Origin of the sequence: Nocardia sp. NPDC052112 (assembly GCF_040680135.1) — a bacterium.
Lineage (GTDB): Bacteria > Actinomycetota > Actinomycetes > Mycobacteriales > Mycobacteriaceae > Nocardia.
In genome coordinates, this window is record NZ_JBFAWD010000002.1 from 286,530 (window position 1) to 309,576 (window position 23,047).

General features: G+C 65.4%; 26 protein-coding genes. 14 read left to right on the forward strand and 12 right to left on the reverse strand.

The genetic code is table 11. The features are described from left to right. Window positions 1–635 precede the first annotated feature (635 nt). From AB0L58_RS04665 to AB0L58_RS04675, 3 genes are read right to left on the reverse strand one after another with little or no spacing between them, the layout of a single operon-like run. Window positions 636–1,667 carry a 2-dehydropantoate 2-reductase gene (locus AB0L58_RS04665; RefSeq protein ID WP_364381761.1) on the reverse strand — a complete coding sequence of 344 codons (1,032 nt, stop codon included), beginning with the start codon at window positions 1,665–1,667 and terminating at the stop codon, window positions 636–638. Between the two features lie 34 nt (window positions 1,668–1,701). After that, window positions 1,702–2,685: a YafY family protein gene (locus AB0L58_RS04670; RefSeq protein WP_364381764.1), complete on the reverse strand. Its 984-nt coding sequence runs from the start codon at window positions 2,683–2,685 to the stop codon at window positions 1,702–1,704. Between the two features lie 50 nt (window positions 2,686–2,735). Further along, complete coding sequence (locus tag AB0L58_RS04675; protein ID WP_364381048.1) at window positions 2,736–3,731, reverse strand: YafY family protein; 996 nt, start codon at window positions 3,729–3,731, stop codon at window positions 2,736–2,738. An 88-nt stretch (window positions 3,732–3,819) separates the two neighbouring features. Here AB0L58_RS04675 and AB0L58_RS04680 point away from each other — a divergent pair, with 88 nt between their 5' ends. After that, on the forward strand, window positions 3,820–4,116 hold the full coding sequence (locus AB0L58_RS04680; RefSeq protein ID WP_364381051.1) for a thiamine-binding protein: 297 nt from the start codon (window positions 3,820–3,822) through the stop codon (window positions 4,114–4,116). Between the two features lie 146 nt (window positions 4,117–4,262). Here AB0L58_RS04680 and pafA read toward each other — a convergent pair whose 3' ends face one another. From pafA to dop, 5 genes are all read right to left on the reverse strand, one after another. Then, window positions 4,263–5,621 (reverse strand): Pup--protein ligase, encoded by a 1,359-nt coding sequence (pafA, locus tag AB0L58_RS04685; RefSeq protein ID WP_364381054.1) that lies wholly within the window; start codon window positions 5,619–5,621, stop codon window positions 4,263–4,265. A gap of 175 nt (window positions 5,622–5,796) precedes the next feature. After that, entirely contained in the window at window positions 5,797–6,579 is a 783-nt protein-coding gene (gene prcA, locus AB0L58_RS04690) for a proteasome subunit alpha (protein WP_364381057.1), read from the reverse strand. Further along, on the reverse strand, window positions 6,576–7,442 hold the full coding sequence (prcB, locus tag AB0L58_RS04695; RefSeq protein ID WP_364381060.1) for a proteasome subunit beta: 867 nt from the start codon (window positions 7,440–7,442) through the stop codon (window positions 6,576–6,578). The genes prcA and prcB overlap by 4 nt, the downstream gene beginning before the upstream one ends. Then, window positions 7,439–7,633: a ubiquitin-like protein Pup gene (locus AB0L58_RS04700; protein WP_014351559.1), complete on the reverse strand. Its 195-nt coding sequence runs from the start codon at window positions 7,631–7,633 to the stop codon at window positions 7,439–7,441. The genes prcB and AB0L58_RS04700 overlap by 4 nt, the downstream gene beginning before the upstream one ends. Window positions 7,634–8,025: 392 nt before the next feature. Next, on the reverse strand, window positions 8,026–9,525 hold the full coding sequence (gene dop, locus AB0L58_RS04705; protein WP_364381063.1) for a depupylase/deamidase Dop: 1,500 nt from the start codon (window positions 9,523–9,525) through the stop codon (window positions 8,026–8,028). A 139-nt stretch (window positions 9,526–9,664) separates the two neighbouring features. On the opposite strand from dop, the gene AB0L58_RS04710 reads away from it, so the two are divergent. The 3 genes from AB0L58_RS04710 to AB0L58_RS04720 all read left to right on the forward strand — a co-directional run bounded on the left by AB0L58_RS04710 (window position 9,665) and on the right by AB0L58_RS04720 (window position 12,392). Next, entirely contained in the window at window positions 9,665–10,891 is a 1,227-nt protein-coding gene (locus tag AB0L58_RS04710) for a DUF418 domain-containing protein (RefSeq protein WP_364381066.1), read from the forward strand. Window positions 10,892–11,086: 195 nt separating this feature from the next. Continuing rightward, window positions 11,087–11,845, forward strand: a complete 759-nt coding sequence (locus tag AB0L58_RS04715; RefSeq protein ID WP_364381069.1) for a hypothetical protein — start codon at window positions 11,087–11,089, stop codon at window positions 11,843–11,845. 19 nt (window positions 11,846–11,864) lie between these two features. Continuing rightward, a complete protein-coding gene (locus AB0L58_RS04720) occupies window positions 11,865–12,392 on the forward strand; it encodes an NUDIX domain-containing protein (RefSeq protein ID WP_364381072.1) in 528 nt (175 codons plus the stop codon). Here AB0L58_RS04720 and AB0L58_RS04725 read toward each other — a convergent pair whose 3' ends face one another. Then, window positions 12,393–12,998 carry a TetR/AcrR family transcriptional regulator gene (locus tag AB0L58_RS04725; protein ID WP_364381075.1) on the reverse strand — a complete coding sequence of 202 codons (606 nt, stop codon included), beginning with the start codon at window positions 12,996–12,998 and terminating at the stop codon, window positions 12,393–12,395. It abuts the gene before it with no gap. A gap of 73 nt (window positions 12,999–13,071) precedes the next feature. Between AB0L58_RS04725 and AB0L58_RS04730 the strand changes: the two genes are divergently transcribed. The 3 genes from AB0L58_RS04730 to AB0L58_RS04740 are packed head-to-tail and all read left to right on the forward strand — an operon-like array spanning window position 13,072 to window position 14,272. Further along, entirely contained in the window at window positions 13,072–13,659 is a 588-nt protein-coding gene (locus tag AB0L58_RS04730; RefSeq protein WP_364381078.1) for an alpha/beta fold hydrolase, read from the forward strand. After that, window positions 13,656–13,913, forward strand: coding sequence for a hypothetical protein (locus AB0L58_RS04735; protein WP_364381081.1), 258 nt, complete (start codon window positions 13,656–13,658; stop codon window positions 13,911–13,913). The genes AB0L58_RS04730 and AB0L58_RS04735 overlap by 4 nt, the downstream gene beginning before the upstream one ends. Before the next feature lie 17 nt (window positions 13,914–13,930). Then, window positions 13,931–14,272, forward strand: a complete 342-nt coding sequence (locus tag AB0L58_RS04740; RefSeq protein WP_364381083.1) for a DUF4873 domain-containing protein — start codon at window positions 13,931–13,933, stop codon at window positions 14,270–14,272. Here the strand turns inward: AB0L58_RS04740 and AB0L58_RS04745 are convergent. Then, window positions 14,251–15,138 carry an alpha/beta hydrolase gene (locus AB0L58_RS04745; RefSeq protein WP_364381086.1) on the reverse strand — a complete coding sequence of 296 codons (888 nt, stop codon included), beginning with the start codon at window positions 15,136–15,138 and terminating at the stop codon, window positions 14,251–14,253. The genes AB0L58_RS04740 and AB0L58_RS04745 overlap by 22 nt on opposite strands. 45 nt (window positions 15,139–15,183) lie before the next feature. Between AB0L58_RS04745 and AB0L58_RS04750 the strand changes: the two genes are divergently transcribed. After that, the gene (locus AB0L58_RS04750) at window positions 15,184–15,960 is read left to right on the forward strand and encodes an AraC family transcriptional regulator (RefSeq protein ID WP_364381089.1); all 777 of its coding nucleotides are present in this window, start codon (window positions 15,184–15,186) and stop codon (window positions 15,958–15,960) included. Between the two features lies 1 nt (window position 15,961). Here the strand turns inward: AB0L58_RS04750 and glnA are convergent, their stop codons facing one another. Then, window positions 15,962–17,416 (reverse strand): type I glutamate--ammonia ligase, encoded by a 1,455-nt coding sequence (gene glnA / locus AB0L58_RS04755; protein WP_364381092.1) that lies wholly within the window; start codon window positions 17,414–17,416, stop codon window positions 15,962–15,964. A gap of 197 nt (window positions 17,417–17,613) precedes the next feature. Here glnA and AB0L58_RS04760 point away from each other — a divergent pair, with 197 nt between their 5' ends. From AB0L58_RS04760 to AB0L58_RS04780, 5 genes are all read left to right on the forward strand, one after another. Continuing rightward, entirely contained in the window at window positions 17,614–17,934 is a 321-nt protein-coding gene (locus tag AB0L58_RS04760) for a hypothetical protein (protein WP_364381095.1), read from the forward strand. 19 nt (window positions 17,935–17,953) lie between these two features. Beyond that, complete coding sequence (locus AB0L58_RS04765) at window positions 17,954–19,126, forward strand: helix-turn-helix domain-containing protein (RefSeq protein ID WP_364381098.1); 1,173 nt, start codon at window positions 17,954–17,956, stop codon at window positions 19,124–19,126. 175 nt (window positions 19,127–19,301) lie between these two features. Further along, the gene (locus tag AB0L58_RS04770; protein WP_364381101.1) at window positions 19,302–20,123 is read left to right on the forward strand and encodes an AraC family transcriptional regulator; all 822 of its coding nucleotides are present in this window, start codon (window positions 19,302–19,304) and stop codon (window positions 20,121–20,123) included. A 106-nt stretch (window positions 20,124–20,229) separates the two neighbouring features. Next, the gene (locus AB0L58_RS04775; RefSeq protein ID WP_364381104.1) at window positions 20,230–21,219 is read left to right on the forward strand and encodes an IS481 family transposase; all 990 of its coding nucleotides are present in this window, start codon (window positions 20,230–20,232) and stop codon (window positions 21,217–21,219) included. Window positions 21,220–21,271: 52 nt separating this feature from the next. Beyond that, complete coding sequence (locus AB0L58_RS04780; protein ID WP_364381107.1) at window positions 21,272–22,153, forward strand: sterol desaturase family protein; 882 nt, start codon at window positions 21,272–21,274, stop codon at window positions 22,151–22,153. A 3-nt stretch (window positions 22,154–22,156) separates the two neighbouring features. On the opposite strand, the gene AB0L58_RS04785 is transcribed toward AB0L58_RS04780, so the two are convergent. Then, window positions 22,157–22,609 carry a hypothetical protein gene (locus AB0L58_RS04785; RefSeq protein ID WP_364381110.1) on the reverse strand — a complete coding sequence of 151 codons (453 nt, stop codon included), beginning with the start codon at window positions 22,607–22,609 and terminating at the stop codon, window positions 22,157–22,159. A gap of 96 nt (window positions 22,610–22,705) precedes the next feature. Between AB0L58_RS04785 and AB0L58_RS04790 the strand changes: the two genes are divergently transcribed. Beyond that, the gene (locus AB0L58_RS04790; RefSeq protein WP_364381114.1) at window positions 22,706–23,005 is read left to right on the forward strand and encodes a DUF6412 domain-containing protein; all 300 of its coding nucleotides are present in this window, start codon (window positions 22,706–22,708) and stop codon (window positions 23,003–23,005) included. The last annotated feature ends 42 nt before the right edge of the window (window positions 23,006–23,047 follow it).

Genomic DNA, 23,047 nt, shown 5'->3' on the forward strand with positions numbered 1-23,047 from the left:
TTCAGCGTCCCACACCGCCAAGAACTGCCACCACCGCCACACGGAATCAAAACACATCGCCTATCGGCAGCAACTGCACACCAACGAACCCGAAGCAGACCCCCACATCACATTCGTCGACGAAGCCCAGGGCGAGGCACTCGCCCAGCAACAGGCCAATGTCCTCCCCGAGATCGCCGATGGCAAGCGGCCCAGCAAGACGAAACCACCCGCCTATAACTTATAGTCGGCTTCGATCACCAGCCGCCCACCCGAAAACCGCAGGTCGTCCCTGTTCCCATGTTCGACACGCCTCGCCCAGGGCACGAACCTACGACAGGGCCATCCGTAAGGGATCGACGCCTATACGATGGCAAAACTGCGCCCTGCCCGATTGCTCGTGTCCGGCATGTTGCTGGCCAGCCGTCGCGGCTTGTCATCAAACCCGCCATTTAATGGCTGACGTCAACCAACGACACCCGCGCGCCCCAACGCTAGTAATCGATACCACAGCCATAACTGGGCGGAATTTCAATGTTTCCGCAGCTCAGAGGCTCACCGAACTAACGCCACCCAACGCTGACAACCCTTGACAACGACACCCATTGCACGCTAGTTCGATGTGAGTACATGGAGTTACCCATGTGCTCACGAAATCAGTCGCTCTTTGTGCCAGCCGCCGATCGCAGTCGCTCCAGCAGTTCCGGCCCGGTCCAATCCCGGCGGCCACCCTGTTCGGCCGCGACGATGAGTTCGATGAGTCGCTGATTGACCGGCGTCGGCAGTCCCACCATCGCACCCAGGCTCACGATCTCCCCGCACAACCAGGAGATTTCGGTCTTGCGGCCCAGTTCGAGGTCATCGGCCATCGACGAGCGCGCCTCCGGATCGATGGCCAGTACCTTTCCGGCGACCCGGCGGAAGATCCCGTCCGGAACGGTCAGCAGCCGGGCCATCCATTCCGGCGGCAGCGGCGTCAGCCGGGCGGGACGAATTCGCGCTCTGTGCATCGCGGCGAGCGCCTCGCGCTGGGTGAGGGCCAGACAGCGCCGGAAGTCGCGGTCGGACAGTTCCTCGCGCAATGGCCGCCCGGACAGCGCGTTGATCGGGTTGTTGAGGTTCAGCAGCAGCTTCGCCCATTGCACCGGCAGCAGATCCGGATACCGCCGCAGTGCCAGACCTGCCCGCGCGAATACCTCGGTGAACCGTGCGAGCGCCGGATCGTCCTGCACCGCGAGTCCGCCCTCGGTGCCGCGGTGGAACCGGCCGTCGGGATGGTGCACCACGTTGAACATCACCATCCCTGCCAGCACCACACAGGTCGGCAGGATCTCGCGGATCACCGCGTCGTTGCCGATCCCGTTCTGCAAGCTCAGCACCACGGTGCCAGGGCGGATCTTGCCGTCGAGATCGCGCACGGCCGCCGCGGTCGCCGCCGACTTCACCGTAACCAGCACCAGATCGGCGGATCCGACATCCTCCGGCGTGGTCGACACCCGCACCGTATCCCCGGCCACCGCGACGTCACCGCCGTCGAGGTCGGTGAGCCGCAGCCCGGACGCACTGATCTCGTCCAGCACCCGCTGCCGACCGACGAAGTTGACATCGGCGCCGACCGCCGCCAGCTTGCCACCGACAAAGGACCCGATACTCCCGGCGCCCAGGACGAGCACCCGTGCGGGTGCCATCACCTCACTCACGCCGACCCAGCCTCCGTGCGTTTCATCTGGTCTCCAGAAAACCGGCCGCTTCGTAGGCGGCCAGTGCGGCGTTCGAGCGTTCGCGCACCGCGGTGATCAATTCGGGTGGGCCGAGCACTGTGACGCCGGAACCGAAACCGAGCAGCAGCCGCGCCATCCAGTCCATGGTGGCGAAACGCATGGTCGCCTCGATGCTGCCGTCCGGGTGCACCGCCATCCGATGCATCGGGTATTGATCGAGCACCCAACCGTAATCGCCGCGAATGCGCAAGCGCGCCAACGGAACCGCCGGATCGTCCTGGAAAAGGTCGAGCGCGGCGGCCGCCTCGGTCGCGTGACTCGGCGGCCGGGCGGGCTCGTCGAGTTCATCGGCCGCCTCGATCCGATCGAAGCGGAACAATCGCACCCCTTCGGCCTCGCGGCACCAGGCCTGCAGGTAACTGTTGTTGTCCACCAGGACAATGCGAATAGGATCGACGACACGCTCGGATACGACATCACGACTCGCCGAGTAGTAGACCAGCCGCAGCGCCCGCTGGCGGGCCAGCGCGGAACGTACTGTCGAGACCGCCGGCGCCTCGGTCGGCGGGTGCGCGTGGGTCTCGTCGACGGTCTTGCCGCCGACGATGGCCGATTCCAGTTTCGCGATCGCCGCATGTGCCGCGGTCGGATCGACCATGCCCGGCATATCCACGATCGAGCGCAGCGCCACCAGCAATGCGGTCGCCTCGGTCGAGGTCAGCCGCAGCGGCCGGTCGATGCCCGCCGAGAAGGTGACCTCGATGCTCTCCTCGGAGAACGACAGGTCGATCAGATCGCCCGGCCCGTAACCGGGTAGGCCGCACATCCACAGCTGGTTCAGATCGCTCATCAGCTGCTTGGTCGTCACGCCGAGATCGGCGGCGGCCTCGGCGGCACTGATTCCCGGATTCGCGATGAAATAGGGAATCATGTTGAGCAGCCGCGAGAGCCGAACCGAAAGTCGACTGCGCTCAGCTGTGCCTATCACTCGCTCGCTGCGCTCAGCTGCGCCTATTCTTCGCTCGCTGCGCTCACTCACGCGGTGACCTCCGTGTGGTCGAACACCGAACGCAATCGCGCCACCACATCGGCGCGCAGCTCCTCCGGTGCGAGCACCACGGCGTCGGGACCGAGTCCGGTGATCAAGCGCGCCAACCAATCTCGGGATCGGATGGGCAATTCGACGACCACGCCGCGGCGTTCGCCGATCGTGCGCTCCTCCAGCACGGGTCCGAGTCGGCGGATCTCGCGGCCGCGGCCGTCGGCCACCCACACCGTCGCGGTGCCGGACACCGGGGCGCTGCCGGTCACGGTGCCGACAATCGCACGCAGATCCACGCCCTCGGGCTTGCCGACCGCATTGGGCGGGCCGTAGGCGGTCACATCGTCGCCGATACGCGATAGCCGGAAGCTGCGGACCGCATCGCGATTGCGGTCGTGCCCGACCAGATACCAGCGGCCGTTGTGGGTCACCACACCCCAGGGCTCCACATCACGCATAACATACGGCTCGTTGATCGCACCCCGATGTTCGAACTGCACCGCCTGCCCCGCATCGATCGCGGCGAGCAACTTGCCGAGCACCGCATCCGAACCGCGGGTGCGCGCCGGAACCGCGGGCACCGAGGCCACCGCGGCATCGGTCTCGACGTGGATCCCGGCCGCACGCAACTTCAGCAGCGCGCCCTCGGCCGCGGCCGCCAGCTCCGGCGACTCCCACATCTGCACCGCGACCGCCACGGCCGCCGCTTCCTCACTGGTGAGATCGATGTCGGGTAGCTCGTAGGCGTCGCGGTTGATCCGGTAGCCCTCCACCGTCGAAAACCGGCTGACCTGCCCGACCTCCAAGGGAATCCCCAGATCACGCAGCTCGTTCTTATCGCGCTCGAACATTCGACTGAACGCCTCGTCGCTGGCCGAATCCTCGTACCCCGCGACGCTGTCCCGAATCCGCTCCGCGGTCAGGAATTGCCGGGTCGACAGCAGCGCGATGACTAGATTCATCAGCCGCTCGACCTTGGATATCGCCACTCGACACAGGGTAATCGGCCGCCCGCCGTGCCCGCGCGTCGGCGCGCGATTCTCCCGGATCCGGTTCGCGCGCCACCATCATGGACCCATGATCATCGCATTCTCCGTGACACCGCTGGGAGCGGGTGTAGATGTCGGCCGAGCCGTCGCCGAGGCCGTGCGCGTCGTACGGGCCAGCGGCCTCCCGAACCGCACCGACGCCATGTTCACCACCGTCGAGGGCGAGTGGGACGAGGTGATGGCTGTGGTCAAGGACGCCACGGACGCCATACTCGCGGTCGCACCCCGCTGCAGCCTGGTCCTGAAAGCCGACATCCGGCCCGGCATCACCGACGCGATGACCTCGAAGGTCGAGACCGTCGAGCGCTATCTCGCGGAGAGCTAGCCCAAGCCCACGCCGACTTCGTCCAAGACCTATCGGCCTCCACACCGCAGTCACAATCTGCGCGCGGGGATCGATAGGCCTGTGACGGCACAGGCCGACAGCGGCGCGCACTGTGATCGCGCTACTTCCTCTGGGGCGGAAGTTGGCTACATCGAGGCGATCAGCCGATCCACGCGCTCGTCGACGGAGCGGAACGGGTCCTTGCACAACACGGTGCGTTGGGCTTGGTCGTTGAGCTTGAGGTGCACCCAGTCCACGGTGAAGTCGCGCCCGGCCTCCTGGGCCGCAGTGATGAAATCGCCGCGGAGTTTGGCGCGGGTGGTCTGCGGCGGGGTCTCCACGGCGGCGTCGACGGCCTCGTCCTCGGTGACGCGCTTGGCCAGACCCTTGCGCTGCAACAGGTCGAAGACGCCGCGACCGCGCTTGATGTCGTGATAGGCCAGATCGAGTTGGGCGATTTTGGGATCGGACAGCTCCATGCCGTAGCGATCCTGGTAGCGCTGGAAGAGCTTGCGCTTGATCACCCAGTCGACCTCGGTGTCGACCTTGGCGAAGTCCTGCGCCTCGACCGCGTCCAGGGTACGGCCCCACAGGTCAACGACCTGGTCGATATTGGGGTCGCGGTCTCGGTTGCGCAGGTGCTCGACGGCGCGGGCGTAGTACTCGCGCTGGATATCGAGTGCGCTGGCTTGGCGACCACCGGCGAGCCGCACCGGACGACGGCCGGTCAGGTCGTGGCTTACCTCGCGGATGGCACGGATCGGGTTGTCCAGGGCGAAATCGCGGAAGGAGACGCCCGCCTCGATCATTTCCAACACCAGCGCCGCCGTGCCGACCTTCAGCATGGTGGTGGTCTCGGACATATTCGAATCGCCGACGATCACGTGCAGACGGCGGTATTTCTCCGCGTCGGCGTGCGGCTCGTCGCGGGTGTTGATGATCGGGCGCGAGCGGGTGGTCGCCGAGGAGACGCCCTCCCAGATGTGCTCGGCGCGCTGCGAGAGGCAGAATGTGGCCGCCTTCGGTGTCTGCAGCACCTTGCCCGCACCACAGATCAGCTGGCGGGTGACCAGGAACGGCAGCAACACGTCCGAAATGCGGGAGAACTCCCCCGCGCGCACGACAAGGAAGTTCTCGTGGCAGCCGTAGGAGTTGCCCGCGGAGTCCGTGTTGTTTTTGAACAGGTAGATGTCGCCGCCGATGCCTTCCTCCGCGAGGCGCTGTTCGGCGTCGATCAGCAACTCCTCCAGCACGCGCTCACCGGCCCGGTCGTGGGTGACCAGCTGCGCCAAGTTGTCGCACTCTGCGGTGGCGTACTCCGGATGCGACCCGACATCGAGGTAGAGCCGAGCACCGTTGCGGAGGAACACGTTAGAGCTACGGCCCCAGGAAACTACCCGGCGGAAAAGATACCGGGCCACCTCGTCAGGGCTGAGCCGACGGTGTCCGTGGAAGGTGCACGTCACACCGAATTCGGTCTCGATCCCCATGATTCGTCGCTGCACACTATCGACATTACAGCCATGTCATGCACTCGCGTGGGGCTGCGGACAACCCCGGTGCATACGTCTTCACAACGATTTCGCACGTGAGCGAAATGTTCGGCGGAAAACTACCGGCCGAAACGAAGGCCCTCCCGAAAATCGAGAGGGCCTTCGCAGTCGCGCGGATCGTGGCGGACTACTCCGACTCCGGAGCATCCTTCGGCTCCGCCTCGGCGGCCGCCGCCTCGGCCTTGGTCGCCGACTTACCGCCGGTCAGCAGCTGGTCCAGGGTCGCACCCGCGACCCGGCGGAATGCCCGCCGCGGCCGCGCCTGTTCCAGGGTGGCGACCTCGAGCGAACCCACCCCGAGCACCCGCTTGTCCTTATCCGCGGCACCCTCGGGCACCCCGGCCTGCAGGGCCTTCACCGCTACCCCGACCGCACCGGCCAAATCGAGTCCCGGCTGGTAGGAGGTCTTCAACGCGGTCATGATCGGCTCGGTCGTACCGCCCATCACCACGTATTCACGCTCGTCCACGATCGAGCCGTCGAAGGTGATCCGGTACAGCACCGATTCCGATGACTGTTCCGGGTAGCCGACCTCGGCCACGCAGATCTCCACCTCATAGGGCTTGAGCTGATCGGTGAAGATCGTGCCGAGGGTCTGCGCGTAGGCATTGGCCAGACCGCGACCGGTGACATCGCGCCGGTCGTACTGATAGCCCTTCAGATCGGCCTGCAGGATGCCGCCGCGGCGCAGCGCCTCGAATTCGTTGTACTTGCCGACGGCCGCGAAACCGACGCGGTCGTACAGCTCGCTCACCTTGTGCAGTGTCGCGGACGGATTCTCCGCGACGAACAGCACACCCTTGTCGTAGGTCAGCACGATCACACTGCGACCGCGAGCGATGCCCTTGCGCGCGAGCTCGGTCTTGTCGCGCATGATCTGTTCGGCCGACGCGTAATACGGCAGTGTCATGCTGAGGCACTCCCCTCTTCCGCGGCCTCGCGATCGGCGACGATCGCCCGCGTGATCTCCTCCAACCGCGATTCGGTCACCTCGTCGGCACCCTCATCGTTGATCACGATCGCCGTCGGGTAGATGCCGCGCACCAGATCCGGTCCGCCGGTGGCGGTATCGTCGTCAGCCGCGTCGAAGAGTGATTCGACGGCGATCCGCAATGCGCGGTCCTCATCGATTCCCTTGGCGTACAGCTTTTTCAACGACGACTTCGCGAACATCGAACCCGAACCGACCGCGGTGTAACCGAACCGCTCCTCACTGCGTCCGCCGACCACGTCGTAGGACACGATCCGACCGGCCTTGTCCGGATCGGTGGCGTGCTGGTCGTAACCGACCAGCACCGGAACCACCGCCAGACCCTGCAGTGCGGCAGGGAGGTTGTCGCGCACCATCTTCGACAGCTTGTTGGCCTTGCCGTCGAAGGTCAGCGAGACGCCCTCGATCTTCTCGTAATACTCCAACTCGACGGCGAACAATCGCACCATCTCGATGGCCATGCCCGCGGTGCCCGCGATACCGGCCGCCGAATAGGTGTCGGTGATGTACACCTTCTCGATATCCCTGCTGGCCAACAGGTTTCCCTGGGTGGCCCGCCGGTCACCGGCGATCAGCACACCCCCGCGGAACGAAACCGCCACGATGGTGGTTCCATGCGGAGCCAGCTCCTTCGCGGCGGTGCCACCGGAAATTCCGGTGGCACCATCGATCGCGCCGAATCGGTTGCCCGGCAACAGTTCCGGTGCGTGCATGCGCAGGTGCTCGGTGAATGACGAGAGGGCGTGCCCCGGGTGGAGACGCAAGGGGTCACCTGCTGTCACTGGCCGCCCTTCTGCACATACGCACGAACGAAGTCTTCCGCGTTCTCCTCGAGCACATCATCGATCTCGTCGAGCAGGTCGTCGGTGTCCTCCGCCAGTTTTTCGCGGCGCTCCTGACCGGCGGCGTCAACGCCCTCCGGGCCCTCGTCCTCGTCGCCGCCCCCGGCGCGCTTGGTCTGCTCTTGTGCCATGGCAGCCGACCTCCTCTGTCCTCATCATGACCAGGGCTCCATTCTGAGCACGACCCTGATCATGAGCAATGTCCGTGCCCGTACATCAACACTACCCAGCCGCCCTGACAACGTGCTCGGTTATCGGCCGTGCGGGCGCGGCGTGTTCGCGGCTGTTTTTGTTTGCAGCGCCTGCGGAGCTGCGGGTTCGCGACCCCCTGCTGTCTCGCGTCCGACCCTTTCGAGCGACCTGCAAGCAGTCCGCAAGCAGCGCCGTCGACACCCGGCCTGCGGCGCATGCGCTTCGACGGCTCGGACGCGAGACGGGCGCCGAACGGCCGCTCCTGAGACTCGCTCCGTTGGGGTCACGTTCGCGACAATTGTTGCTCTCTGGGCGTATTCACCCAACCCGGTTAAGTGGTGAGCTGTTCGACCAACTCAGCGGCGGTGTTCACGCCGTCGAGCAGCTTGCCGACGTGGGCCCTGGTACCGCGGCGGGGTTCCAGGGTCGGAATGCGCACCAGTGAATCGCCGCCGAGATCGAAGATCACAGAATCCCAGCTGGCCGCCGCGATATCGGCACCGAATCGGCGCAGACATTCGCCGCGGAAGTAGGCGCGGGTGTCGGTCGGCGGCTTGGTCATCGCGTCGAGCACCTGCTGCTCGTTGACCAGGCGTTTCATCGATCCACGGGCGACCAGACGGTTGTACAGCCCCTTGTCCAGGCGGACATCGGAGTATTGCAGGTCCATCAGGTGCAGTTTGGGAGCGGCCCAGCTCAGGCCCTCGCGCTTGCGCATCCCCTCGAGCAGCCGCAGCTTGGCGGGCCAGTCGAGCAGGTCGGCACATTCCATCGGATCGCGCTCCAGCAGATCCAGCACGTTGGCCCAGTTCTCCAGGATGTGCTTGACGCGCTCGTCGTCGTTGCCGCTGCGGGCCACGAACTTCTCCACCCGGTCCAGGTAGATGCGCTGCAGCGCCAGACCGGTGAGTTCGCGACCGTCGGTGAGCGCGACCGTGGCGCGCAGGGTCGGGTCATGGCTGATCTGGTGGACGGCGGTAACCGGACGGGCCAGCTGCAGATCCGACAGATCCTCACCCGCCTCGATCAGGTCCAGCACCAGCGCGGTGGTGCCGACCTTGAGGTAGGTGGACATTTCCGCGAGGTTGGCATCGCCGATGATGACGTGCAGGCGGCGGTATTTGTCCGCATCGGCGTGCGGTTCGTCGCGGGTATTGATGATGCCACGCTTGAGTGTGGTCTCCAGGCCGACCTCGACCTCGATGTAGTCGGCACGCTGGGACAGCTGGAATCCGGCGTGATCACCGGACTGACCGATGCCGACCCGGCCGGAGCCGCAGATGACCTGGCGCGAGACGAAGAACGGGGTGAGCCCGACGATGATCTGGTTGAACGGGGTGTCGCGGCTCATCAGGTAGTTCTCGTGGGTGCCGTACGAGGCACCCTTACCGTCGACATTGTTCTTGTACAGCTGTAGCCGCGGCGCGCCCGGCACACTCGACGCGTGCCGCGCCGCCGCCTCCATGACCCGTTCGCCGGCTTTGTCCCAGATGACCGCATCCAGCGGATCGGTGACCTCGGGCGCGGAGTACTCCGGATGAGCATGGTCGACATAGAGCCGGGCGCCGTTGGTCAGGATCATATTGGCCGCGCCGACCTCGTCGGCGTCGATCACGGGGGCCGGACCGTTCATCCGGCTCAGGTCGAACCCGCGGGCGTCGCGCAGCGGCGATTCCACCTCGTAGTCCCAGCGCGTGCGCTTCGCGCGCGGCACCCCCTCCGCGGCGGCATAGGCGAGAACCGCTTGGGTCGAGGTGAGAATCGGGTTGGCCGACGGCTCGGTGGGTGTGGAGATGCCGTATTCGACCTCGATACCGATGATGCGCTGCATACCGTCGAGCCTAGGCGACGCGTGGCTGCCGTCGGTCGCGACCGGCGGCATCGGCGATCTTCGGGTGACCTCGATGTCATACCGACGGTGGTACTTCCGGAGGATACGGGTCGGCCGAAGCAGCCGGGATATTCGGAACATGACCGATTCGATCGCCGAAATCCCGGGGCACCACCGAAAGTCGGATGAATTCAGATGGGATGAACCGAGCACTGTCACGCAGCCGAAGCATCCCGCGCGGTTGGTCGCCCTCGACGTACTACGCGGCATCGCGATACTCGGCACGCTCGGCACCAATATCTGGATCCTCACCCATCCCGAGGGCCTCGTCGGGTACATCGACGAATTAGGCGGCCCGGTGACCGGCTGGACGTGGTCGGAGCGCGTCCTGCAGCAGCTCGCGCAGGGCAAGTTCCTCGGACTGCTCACCATCATGTTCGGCGTCGGCCTGGCCATCCAGCAGGGCTCGGCGCTGCGAGCCGGGCGACGGTGGCCTGGCAGCTATCCGTGGCGGGCCGGGCTGCTGTTCCTCGATGGTGTGCTGAACTTCCTGTTCGTCGCGGAATTCGATGTGCTGATGGGCTATGCGGTCACCGGCTTGGTCGTCGCCTTTGTTGTCGCGACAAGTGAACGCGCGCAACGTCGTTGGCTGACGATTTCGGCCGGATTCCATACCGCGATGCTGACACTCATCGGCATCGCCATGGCCGTTGCGAACCAACAGGATTCGACGCCGCGCGCGCCGCTGGCTCCGAATCCCTACGCGGACGGGTCATTCTGGGATCTGGTGCTGTTCCGACTCGAGAATGCCGGCATGTTCCGCTTCGAACCGATTTTCGTCTTCCCGATGTCGATCGCGCTGTTCCTCGCGGGTGCGCGGTTGTTCTGGGCCGGGGTGTTCCGCCCCGAGGGTGCGCGGATCCGGCGGCGACTGATGATCATCGGATTCGCGGTTGCCGCGCCGATCGATCTGGCGGTCGGTGTGCTCGGCGGCGATCTGGTCTTGCTGACCAGGTACGGCACCGCCCCGTTCGTCGCCCTCGGCCTGCTCGCGCTCGTCGCGGAGTTCTACTTGCGCCGTCCACGGGTCGGATTCGTCGGCAGGCGGCTCACCGAGGTCGGGCGGATGGCCCTGAGCTGCTACATCCTGCAGAATCTGGTCGCTTCGACGCTGTGCTACGGGTGGGGTTTCGGACTTGCCGCGCGCGTCTCCCTGGACGCCAGGGTGCCGTTCACAGTTGGCATCTACCTGCTTGTCGCGCTGGTTATCGTGACCGTCGCACACCTGTGGTTGCGCCGGTTCGAGCGCGGTCCGGTCGAGTGGGTATGGAATCTCAGCTACCGCGCGCTGGCCCGCGAACACTGAGTCACGCAGTACCTCCACATATCACCGCAGTTCAATGGCCGAAACAGGGACGAACGCGACCGAATCGGCCGAATGCGACCGAGAAGAACACGAGTAGCGGACTACTCGTGTTCTTTTCGCGCCGGTGCCGGATGCTGACGCGGCGTCACCGAACCGCGTCGGGCGTATGGATTTCAGTCGCACAGGAGGTGCACAGTGTCGGAACCAGCCCGAGCAATGAGTAAGGACCGCGCGTTCGCCGAACTCGAACGTCTCGCGAACGACGACCTGATCCGCTTCACCGGGCCCGCCGCTCCGACCACCGTCGGATTGACAGGTTTCGACCCACAATCCGGTCGGCCGCTACCGGGCTGTGTGGCCGGTGTCGTCATCCGCCGCGGCAGCACCCCGGCCGCACCCGAACATCTCGATCCGCGAAATGCATTGGCGCTGGTGCGATTCTGCCGATTCCTCGCTGCGAATTTCGGTGTCACGGAGTTGCTCACACTCGGGCCGGACGGCGACGGAACGCATTCCGACGACTGCCACAGCCAGGGCCGCGCCGTGGATTTCGCCGGGGTCACCATGCCGGTCGGCGACGTATCGCGGCGGATCACCGTGGCAGCGCATTGGGGCACCGTCGAGACCGCGGTGACGCCGGGCGGAACGTGGCCGCGCGGCACCGGATCCCGGGTACGCTACCGACTCGACGAACCCGATGCGAGTCCACTCGGCGATCCGGACGGTGATCTGTTCGTCGCCGACTTCTTCCGCAGCGTCTACGATTTCGCGGCGGGCGAATGGCAGGACTGCTCGGACAGTCCCGATCCCGCGACTGCCATCTCCGGTATCGGCGATCCGAGTTTCATCCTGCATCCCGACCATCCGGACGACCACGCGCTACCCGCCACGTCTGGCCGCGCGGCGCATACCGATCACCTCCACTTCCAGATCGGCAAGTCCGGGACCGAGTAGGTGGACTAGCGTCGTCGGTGTGACGCTCGCCGACCGATATCCCTTGCTGCACACGCCAACCCGCTGGGAATGGGGCGGTTTGGACGTACTGTTCTCCACCGAGCTGCCACCCGACGAATTGGTCACCAATATCCACGTCATCTGCTTCGTCGGAGCCGATATCGTGCTGTGCCGCGACGATCGCGGTATTTGGATCGTGCCGGGCGGCACCAGAGAGGCGGACGAAACGATCGACGCCTGCGTGCGCCGCGAACTGATGGAAGAGGCCGGTGCCCGCCCGGCCGGGCCGGTGCGGCCGTTCGGCGCCCATCACACGACCACCGATCGGCCCGTACCGCACTACCCTTGGCAGCCGCACCCACACAAGGCGTGGCTCTGGTGCACGGCGAATGTGGTGCTCGAATCCGCGCCGACCAATCCCGAGGACGCGGAGAATATTCTCGAGGTGCGCGCGTTCGCCCCCGAGGAGGCAATGCGACGGTCCCGCACCGATGGCGACCACATGGCCGAATTGCTAGCCCTCGCAATCGAATTCCACCACAGCTGATCAGTCGAGGGACGCACGGAATCCGGTGAGCAGTCGAGCGATATGGGCCGGCGCCTGCTCCGGTTCCAGCGGTGTGTGTTCGACGAGCAGGCGATACCAGAAGGGTCCGAAAATCAGATCGGCGGCGTACTCGATATCCAGGTCGGCGGCCAGTTCACCACGCGCTACACCGCGGGTCACTATGCGCGCCACCACATCTCGCCGGGTCTGCACCCAATCCCGGAACGGTCCGGCGAATTCCGGATCCAGCTGGGCCTCGGCCATCAACCCGCGCAATGCCTTGACCCGCAACGGATACTCGACGACACGGTAGAGCGCCTCGAGGAAGATGGTCAGATCTTGTTCCGCCGAGCCGGTATCCGGATCCGGCATGCGCTGGGTGACCACGACGCCTTGGGCATCCATGACCAGAACCGCCTTCGACTTCCACCAGCGGTAGATCGTGCTCTTGGCGACACGCGAGCGCGCCGCGACCCCCTCGATCGTCACCCTGCCGAAGCCCTGCTCCTCCAGCAGTTCGGCGGTCGCCCGCAGCACCGCATCGCGTGCGGATTCGCTGCGGATCCGACCGCCGGACCGCGGTGTCGCATCACTTCCCGTCGCCATGGCGGTCAGTGTATTCGTCTGCTATCGTTTTTCGAAACGCTACGGAGCGTTTCGATTCAGGAGATGAGCGATAGTGAGTGCGATCGTGGTGAACCACGGCCTCGGAGCCCGCGCCGACAGCGTGTGGTTCCCCTATTTCACGGCGGAACTGGCCGCGCTCGGCCATACCGTGACAATCCCGAACCTGCCCGATCCGGACGCACCCAAGCTGGATTCGTGGCGCAAGGACTTCGCCACAGCGGCGGCCTCGGCAGGTCCGGCCGGGGAGACCGTCCTGGTCGGCCACAGCATCGGCGGCGTCAATGTGCTGCGCATGCTCGAGCAGCATGATGTCGCCGCAGCCGGACAGTTCGCCGGGGTGCTGCTGGTTTCCACCGCCGCCCATGAGGTCGGCTATGACATATTGGCCGAATTCTTCGCCGATCCGTTCGACTGGGCACGAATTCGTGCGGCGGCGCGCGAATTCCGGGTGTTGGCGGCCGCCGACGATCCGGTCAATGTGCCCGATCCGGTGGAACACGTCGGACTGCTGGTACGCGGCCTGGCGGCCACCGCCGTGCTCACCGCGACCGGCAGCCACCTGGGCAACTTCCCGGACGATCACATCGAACTGCCCGAGGCCGTTCGATTGGTCGACGAGATCCAGGCGGCCGCACGGTGACCCAGCAGCAGACAGACGGAGGCCACACGCCGGCCACGCAACCGGCGGGTCCGGTCAAATGGAAGCTGTGGCTGTTGACCGTCATCGGCATCTATCCACTGCTGACGGTGCTGGTGACGATCTCGGCGCCGCTGCTCGAACCGCTGGCACCGCCGCTGCGGCTGGCGATCATCGTGCCGATCGTCGTCGCGGCCATGGTGTGGGTCGTCATGCCGTTCCTCACCCGGCGCTGCGCGCGCTGGCTGATGCGATGACGGATTCTATTAGCATCATGCGCAGACCCGATCCCGGACACTACGACCCGACCGTGCCAGCGGATCGTGAACCGGCACACGAGTACTCGGGTCCGGCACTGCTCGACGCCCCGGGGCTGGAGGTTCCGGTCGAGGTCACCCTCGGCGGGCATCCGGATCCGATCGACGGCCGCTACCACTGGTACGGCCGCGTCACCCCGCGCGACGGCCACGAGTTACCCGATCCGCGACGTGCCGAACTACTCCGCACCCGGCTCGGCGGCGGGCCCTCCGCAGGCCGCCTCCAGTTGCGCGACCCCTGGGGCAACTTCCGCATTGTCGGCATCGGCACACCGCCCTATCCGCTGGCCGTCGGCTGAGCGGCTGGGCGCAGGAGCCACGCGCGCAGCGCCTCGGTGACCTCGTCGGGGCGTTCTTCCATGATGAAGTGGTTGCCGCCCGCTATGCGGACCAGCGTGGCATAGCGGATGCCGTCGGCGAGTTCCTGAGCGGTGCGCAATGGGATGGCCGGGTCGCTGTCTCCCCAGATCACGGTCGTCGGACAGCTGATGTCGCCCAGTCCGGCAACCAGTTCCGGACGAATCCGGACGCGATAGCCGGACCAGAAGTGGGCATTCCAGCGGCGGCCCGCCGCGGTATCCAGCATGCCAAGATACCGGCGCAGTTGTTCACTGTCGAAGGATCCGTTGCGCACGTACGGTGCGAGACCGACCCGATGCACCCACCGGATGGCCCGTGCGGTGACGAGCGGGCGCAGCGGTGCGATCCGGGCCAGCACCGTCAGCAGGCCGAACAGCGCGTAGTACGGCGGCGTGAAAACGCCCTGGGCCCGCGAATTCAGAATCGCGAAGCGGCGCACCCGTTCCGGATGACGCTGCAGAAACCCCAATCCGAGGAAACCGCCGTAGTCGTGACATGCCAGGTCGACGCTGTCCAGGCCGATCGCATCCAACATGCGGCCGATTCGCTCGACCTCGCTGTCGTAGTCGCAACTCAGCGTCATATCCCGGTCGGAGGCACCCCACCCGAGCCAATCCGGTGCGATGACCCGCCGCGATGACGCGAGCGGACCGATCTGATGCCGCCAGGCGTCGTGGCTCTCCGGCCATCCGTGCAGTAGCACCAGCGGATCCCCCTCCCCGACATCGACATAGCGCAGCCGCGCGCCGTCGACCGTCACCTCCCGCAGCTCCGAGGTCCATTCCGCCTGCCCATCCAGCTTCATCCCTGATCTCCCGTCTGTCCTGCAACTTTCTGTATCGTCGCGGATATGGCGCGGTCGGCACTTCCAGAAACGTGCGCTCCCGAAACGGCGGTCAACTCCGCTCGGCTCTGGCTGCGGCTCGGGCATGCGATCTATATCGGACCCGGGATGGCCCTCGGTGCACATTCCACTGCCATCGCCAGTCTCGGGGTCGGACTCGACGGCCCGTTCCGGGTTCGGGTCGCCGATGCTCCGGATATCACCGCCCGCAGCTTCCTGTTCCGCGCCCGCGTCGCGCACCACGTGTTGGACACCGAAGTGCCGAAGCTCTTCTGCTTCTTCGACCCGACCTCGACCAATCTGGCCCGCTGCCTGGGCGGCATGCGGCGCACCGTCAACGGATACAGCGCCGACCACCGGCACGAGGCACAGCTGATCGAGCTGTGCACCGACCCCGCGCCGGATATCGACCGTCTCCTGCAACTCGCCAGCATCCCGGTCCCCGCCATCCGTGATCCCCGCATCGCCGCGGTCGCCACAGCCATCCGCGCGGACCCTACCCAGCAGCAGCGCGCCGCCGAAAAGGCCAGTGCCGCAGGGTTATCCACTTCATACTTCCTGCGAACCTTCGCCGAACAGACCGGCACCAGCTTCCGCCGTTACGTGCAATGGGCCCGCATGCTGCGCGTTGCCAGGGCATATGCCGCGGGCCACGACCTCACCCGCGCCGCCGTCGACGCGGGCTTCGCCTCCCCTTCGCATTTCAGCGATACCTTCCGCGCCATGTTCGGCCTCACCCCCACCGCATTCCTCACCATCAACGGCGAACTCCACATCGACTGATCTATACGTCGAAATAGAGCTCGAATTCGTAGGGGTGCGGACGGACATTGATTTCGGCGATCTCGGTATCGCGCTTGAGCCGGATCCAGGTTTCGATCAGATCGTCGGTGAAGACATTGCCTTCGGTCAGGTACGCGTTATCGGCCTCCAACCGGTCGATCACACTGTCGAGGTTGGGCGGAGTTTGGGTGACCTCGGCGGACTCTTCCGGGGTGAGCTCGTAGAGATCCTTATCGATCGGAACGGGGGGTTCGATCTTGCGGCGGATGCCGTCCAGACCGGCCATCATCATGGCGGCGAAGGACAGGTACGGATTGCCTGAGGAGTCGGGACAGCGGAATTCGAGGCGCTTGGCCTTCGGATTCGCGCCGGTGACCGGAATGCGCACGGCCGCTGAGCGATTGCGCTGGCTGTAGACCAGATTGACCGGGGCCTCGAAGCCGGGAACCAGGCGTTTGTACGAGTTCACGGTCGGGTTCGTGAAAGCCAGCAACGACGACGCGTGCCGCAGCAGTCCGCCGATATAGTGCCGGGCCAGATCGGACAAACCCGCATATCCGGACTCGTCGTAGAACAGCGGTGTGCCTGCCGACCACAGGGATTGATGCACATGCATACCGGAACCGTTGTCGCCGAACAGTGGTTTGGGCATGAAGGTGACGGTCTTGCCCTCGGCCCACGCGGTGTTCTTGATGATGTACTTGTACAGCTGCAGATCATCGGCGGCGGCCAGCAGCGTATTGAATTTGTAGTTGATCTCGGCCTGCCCGGCCGTACCGACCTCGTGGTGGCCCTTTTCCAATTCGAAGCCGGCGTTCTGCAGATTCGTACACATCCGATCGCGCACATCGACGTCGGCGTCGTACGGCGCCACCGGGAAATAGCCACCCTTCGCGCGCACCTTGTACCCGCGGTTGATCGTGCCGTCCGGATTGTATTCGGCACCGGTGTTCCAGTCGGCCGAGGACGAGTCCACCTCGTAGAAGGCACCGTTCATGTTGGTGTCGTAGCGCACTGCGTCGAAGATGTAGAACTCCGCCTCCGGCCCGAAATAGGCGGTATCGGCGATGCCGGTGCTCTTCAGATACCCCTCGGCCTTCCGCGCGACATTGCGCGGATCGCGACTATAGGCCTCGAGCGTATGCGGATCGTGGACGAAGCAGTTCAAATTCAGCGTCTTCGCGGCGCGGAAGGGGTCCAGTTGCGCGGTGCGCAGATCCGGGAGCAGCAACATGTCCGATTCGTGGATCGACTGGAATCCGCGCACCGAAGAGCCGTCGAACGCGATCCCGTTGTCGACCAGATCCGCGCCGAATGCGACGGCCGGTATCGAAAAGTGTTGCTGCACACCAGGAACATCACAGAATCGAATATCGACATATTCGACTTCCTCGGCGCAGATGTATTCCACAATTCCGTCGGTGGTGGCAGTCAAGGCTACTCGCTCGTTCGACACGGCCCGCTCCTCGCTCTCACAGCGCACGTTCATCCGCGGATGGCAAGGCGACCACCCCGACACCAGCCCCCGCCTCGGGGCCTCACCAGGCCTTACTCACCGAACCTCACCATACGACCTCGACATCGACGGCGGACCCGAATCCACCTGGCTGTGCCTGATCAAGATCAGGTGGAACCCATGGCGGCGTCGCCGTTGTGGTGATCGGTGAACAGCGGCCCGACAACACCGCGCTGATCTGCCTCGATCCCGATTTGGCACTGGCTTTCGCACAGCACAACCGGCTCACCCCGAGCACCGTCGCCGAATTGGCGAAGAATCCGGAGGTCTTGGCCGCAATCGAGCAAGGTGTAGCCGCCGCCAATGGCAAACTCTCCCGGGTGGAGCAGATCAAGAAGTACATCGTGCTACCAGCGGTATGGGAGCCGGGAAGCGATGTCTTGACGGCGACGGGCAAACTCGAGCGCACCCCGATCGCCACCCGCTACACCGATACGCTCGAGAGCTCGTACTCGTAGTCCGGGACGGAGATGTTCAATGATGCCAACGCGGACCCGGGTCGTCGAAGATCTACACCGCAGAGCCGCATCGCTGGTAGACGGGTTCTACCGGAGCCTGCCGCCGTATCCGCGGATACCGCAGTCACTGGTCGAGATAGATTTCGCGCGCGGCACGAAACTCAATGTCGACCTGTTCTTCGAATATCTGCGCCGCGGCACCGAACCCTCCGAGGAAGACACCGGAGAGCTCGTCGAGCTGGCGATGGACCGGCTCCGCGACGGCACACCGCTACCGGAGGTGCTGGACCGATATCGGCTCGGCGCGGTCTTCATCTGGGAGCGGTTGCGCGAATCGGCCAGCTCGGCCGAGCAGGAACTTCTCCTCGACGCCTCGCCGGTGCTGTTGAAGTACATCACGCTGGTGATCACGCGCATCGCCGGCGCGGCCACCCAGCGCTCCCATGATCCACGCTGGGAACTGCTGGAACGCCGCCGCGGCATCGCCGACGCCCTGCTCACCGGGCGCGACTCGGTGGAGTGGGCCAACGATCCGGTCATTCCGGTCGCGGACGCCTTCCTCGTCGCGGTATTCCGCCTGTGCGGTACCCGTGGCGGGCACGCATCGGCGCTACGACACCGGGTCGAGGCGATTGCGGGCGTCTTCCTGCGGCTCGATGCGGGCGGGTGGACCGCATTGATCCCACTGCGACCCGGCGACGACGGTACGGCCGCGAGCGCCGGTCTCACTGCGCGTCTACCGACACATCAGCCCGATCAGGCGCCGCCCTACTGGGTCGGTGTCGGCGCGGCGGCGAACCGGGCGGAAATCCCGGCGATCTTCGCCGAGGCGCGGGTGCTGGCGGAACTGGGGCGGTGTCTGACGCGTCGCGAAATACTCTGTCGCAGAACGGATTTACAGTTCGAATACACGGTGGCGGTCAGTGATGCCGCGCGGCCCGGACTGGCGTCGGTGCTTGCGCCGCTCGACACCCAGCCGATGCTGGCGGAAACCCTCGAGGTGTTCGTCGAGAGCGGATTCAATCAATTGGCGACGGCACGCCAGCTCAACGTGCACCGAAACACCGTGACCTACCGCCTGTCCCGCATCCACGAACTCACCGGCCTCGACCCACATCGCCCCGCCGACGCCATGACTCTGTCCGCGGCCCGACTGGCCCGCCGCCTCGAATCCGCCGCCTTCGCCCCGTAAGCCACCGCTACGCAGGTCCGGAACTCCATATTCCATAAACCTGGGATGAATTCCGGCCCGTCCCATGATCATCGAGTTCCCGGTCGCGTCGCCGTTACCCTGACAGCGGCCGGGCGGCCGGGATAGTCTCCGTGAGGGATCCGATTCGGGATTCGCAGTCACCCGGGAGCATCCGATGATGAAGGCTCTGGTTACCGACGGGGCATCCACCTCGCCCCGATCCGTGCACTATGTCTCCGGTTCACCCGGTGAACTGCGTTGGGAGGGTACGGCATTGCTGCGCGCCGGTGTACTCGCCTTCGGCGGCAGCATCGGCCCCACCGCATTGCACGCCCATCACGCCGTCCAAGTAGTCGCCGCATGTACGCCGGTGGTCGTGGTGGACGCGAGCGGCGTTCGGCATGTCGGCACCCACGTCATCGTGCCCGCCGACGCACCGCATCGCATTGCCACCGGCGCCGAGCGCGGTACCGCGATCTACCTCGATCCGGAGTCCGTCGCCGGCGCGGCCGCCGACCGCCGAGCCCATACCCATGGGTGGGCCGACCGCGAACATTCCCTGCCCATCGATCCGGAGCGGGAACCACTCGCCGAACTCGTCGCCGAGGTCGTGGATGATCTCGAACGCGACAATTCACACAGCGTCGAGGACGAGCGCCACGAGGCGGTGAGCGAGGTACTGCACCTGCTGCCGTCCCTGGTCGGCGATGGGCCGATCCGCGGCGCGGATGTCGCGCGCCGGGTCGGGATTTCCGCGACCCGACTCACCCATCTGTTCACCGAACAGGTCGGAATTCCATTGCGGCCCTATATTCTCTGGCTCCGACTACATGTGGCGATCACCCGCGTCCGCTCCGGCGAAGATCTCACCGCCGCCGCCCACGCCGCCGGTTTCGCCGATAGCTCCCACCTGACCCGCACCTGCCGCCGCACCTTCGGACTGCCGCCGTCGGCTCTGAGCCGCCGCGTCGATTGGGACCTCGGCGACACCCCCTAGGTGTACTGCCCATGGACGTTGGTGACGGCGTGGCGGGCTGACATGACGAAGACCTCCGAGTGAGATGCGAGCTGTCTAGGAACGCATTCACTTTCCGGAGGTCTTCGTGTCTCACCGTAATGCCCCGCTGTCGGAGTTGGGTCGGTTACGTCTTGCTCGTTGTGTCGTGGATGACCGATGGCCGCTGCGGCGGGCCGCCGAACGGTTCCAGGTCTCAGCGACAACCGCCGCTCGCTGGGCAAGCCGCTACCGCCTGTCAGGGGCGGCTGGAATGGTCGACCGATCCTCACGACCACACCGCAGTCCACGCCGGACACCGACCCGCACCGAGCGTCGCATCATCAAAGTCCGCGTCCTGCGTCGATGGGGACCCGCGCGTATCGCCTACCTGCTGGGCTTGCACCCCTCCACGGTGCACCGGGTCCTGACCCGCTACCGGCTCGCGCGGCTGCGCTGGCTCGACCGCGCCACCAGCACGGCGGTGCGACGCTACGAACATCCCCGCCCCGGCGATCTGATCCACATCGATATCAAGAAACTCGGCAAGATCCCCGACGGCGGCGGATGGCGCAAACTCGGCCGCACCATCGGCAACCGAAACTCCCAGGCACACAAACCAACCGGGGTCAACAACGCCCACGGCAACCCGATCCACGGCTACCACTACCTACACACCGCCCTCGACGATCACTCCCGACTCGCCTACACCGAACTGCTCGACGACGAACGCAAAGACACCGCCGCGGCGTTCTGGACCCGCGCCAACGCCTGGTTCACCGCCAACGGCATCATCACCCGAAAAGTGTTGACCGACAACGGTTCCTGCTACCGATCACGCACCTTCGCCCAAGCACTCGGACCTGTGGTCCACAAACGAACCCGCCCCTACCGGCCACAAACCAACGGCAAAGTCGAACGCTTCCACCGCACCCTGGCCGACGAGTGGGCCTACGCACGGCTCTACCGCAGCGACACCGAACGATGCGCAGCCTTCACCACCTGGCTACACACCTACAATCACCACCGCGGCCACACCGCACTCGGCGGACACCCACCAGCCAGCCGCGTCACCAACCTCTCAGGTCAGTACACCTAGGTCAGCCGAATCGTTCAAGTCATTCCGGGCGCGGCCGACCAGGCTTGCCCATATGACCACCATCGTCCGCACGCCTGTACAGCGTCTGACACGCTACGGCTACGTGCCCCTCATGCTGATCGGCCTCAACGGCGTCGGCATAGCGCTGAGTTCTGCTGGTGCGCCGAAGTTTTGGTTACTGCTCGTACTAGCGGTCGCCATCGTCGCATCGTTTCTGGTGGAGCGGCTTATTCCGTACGAAGCGGACTGGAATCACGATCTCGATGACACCCTGCGCGATCGCATCCACGCGTTCGTCAACGAAACGCTGATCCTGTTCAGCGTCGCGGCGATTCCGTTGCTGGCCGCGATCGTGCCCGCGCCCGACGGCTGGCCGACCTCGTGGCCGTTCGTGTGCCAGGTCCTGCTTGCCATCCTGATCGCGGATCTCGGCATCACCACGGTGCATCTGGCCAGTCACAAAATCGGATTCCTGTGGCGCTTCCACGCGGTGCACCACAGCGTCAAACGCTTCTACGGCCTCAATGGTCTGATGAAACATCCGCTGCACCAGACGGTGGAGACGGCCGCTGGTGTCGCACCGCTCATCTTGATCGGCATGCCGTCCAATGTCGCTGCTGCCCTTGCGCTTTCGGTCGCCATCCAACTACTGCTGCAACACTCGAATGCCGACTATCGGATCGGACCCGCCAAGTATCTGCTGGCGTCGAACGAGGGCCATCGCTTCCATCACCTGAAGTTCGCCGGTATCGGCGACGTCAATTTCGGCCTGTTCACCCTGATCTGGGATCACCTGTTCCGCACCTACTCCTACGACCCAGCGCGGCATTTCGGCACCGATGATCTCGGCATGGCGGCGAAACCCGACTACCCGACCGCCTACGTAGACCAGCTCCGCTATCCGTTCACCCCGGACGGCGGCTGTGCCATGTAGTCGCTACGCGGTCCGGCGGCGACGAAGGAACCACGCCGTGGATTCCCGCTTGCACAGCAGTACACCGACGGCGAGCGAAAGGCACAGGCCCGCGAGACCCGGCAGCGGGCCGACGGCCATCAGGCCGAGGCAGAGGAATCCGGAAGTGGCCGCGAGGACGACGCCGATGACCTGCACGGTGCGGCCGTCCATGCCGAAGGCGAAGGCGACACCGCCGAGCAACCAGGCGAACAAGTAGCTGAATCCGACCGCGGCGCCGAGATCCCGATTCCCGGCCATCATGGCGACGACGATCAGTGCGACACCGAGTCCGGCCAGGCACCAGGACAGGATTCGAGCCATGCGTACCGATGGCGGCATCAGCTCCGAGGTGCCCGCGAAACCGTAGTGGCGCGGATCGTAATCGGCATACTCGGGACTCGCCGGGTCGTCGGCGAAAGAGTCGTACGAATTCACGGCAGTGCTCCTTCGATGGATGAGATCATCATCAATTTCGGTGAGCGCCCGGTCACTATATCGCCGGGACCGGTCGCCGGTCGGTAAGCTCTTGGCATGTTCTCGCGGGTACACCTCATGGCGTTTGCGGTCTTCGCACTCGTCGTGCCCGCGCTCGCCCTGGCCGCTGCCCCGACGAACGAGCCGGCGGCACTTGCCGTCTTCGGTGTCATCGCGGCGTCGCTGACCGTCACGCTGCTCGCGCTGCAGAGCACACAACGCATGCCGACGGCGCTGGCCCACTCGGGTCCGCCGCCTTCGGCACAGCGCCGCCGCCGGGGTTGCTTCCTGCGTCAGAGCAATCCGGACACCCCCGGACGGCCGCGCCCACGAGCACCCGGGTCGGTCACCGCGTAGCGATCATTCGCCGCCTGGTCTCCAGGCGATTCGGCTGACCCC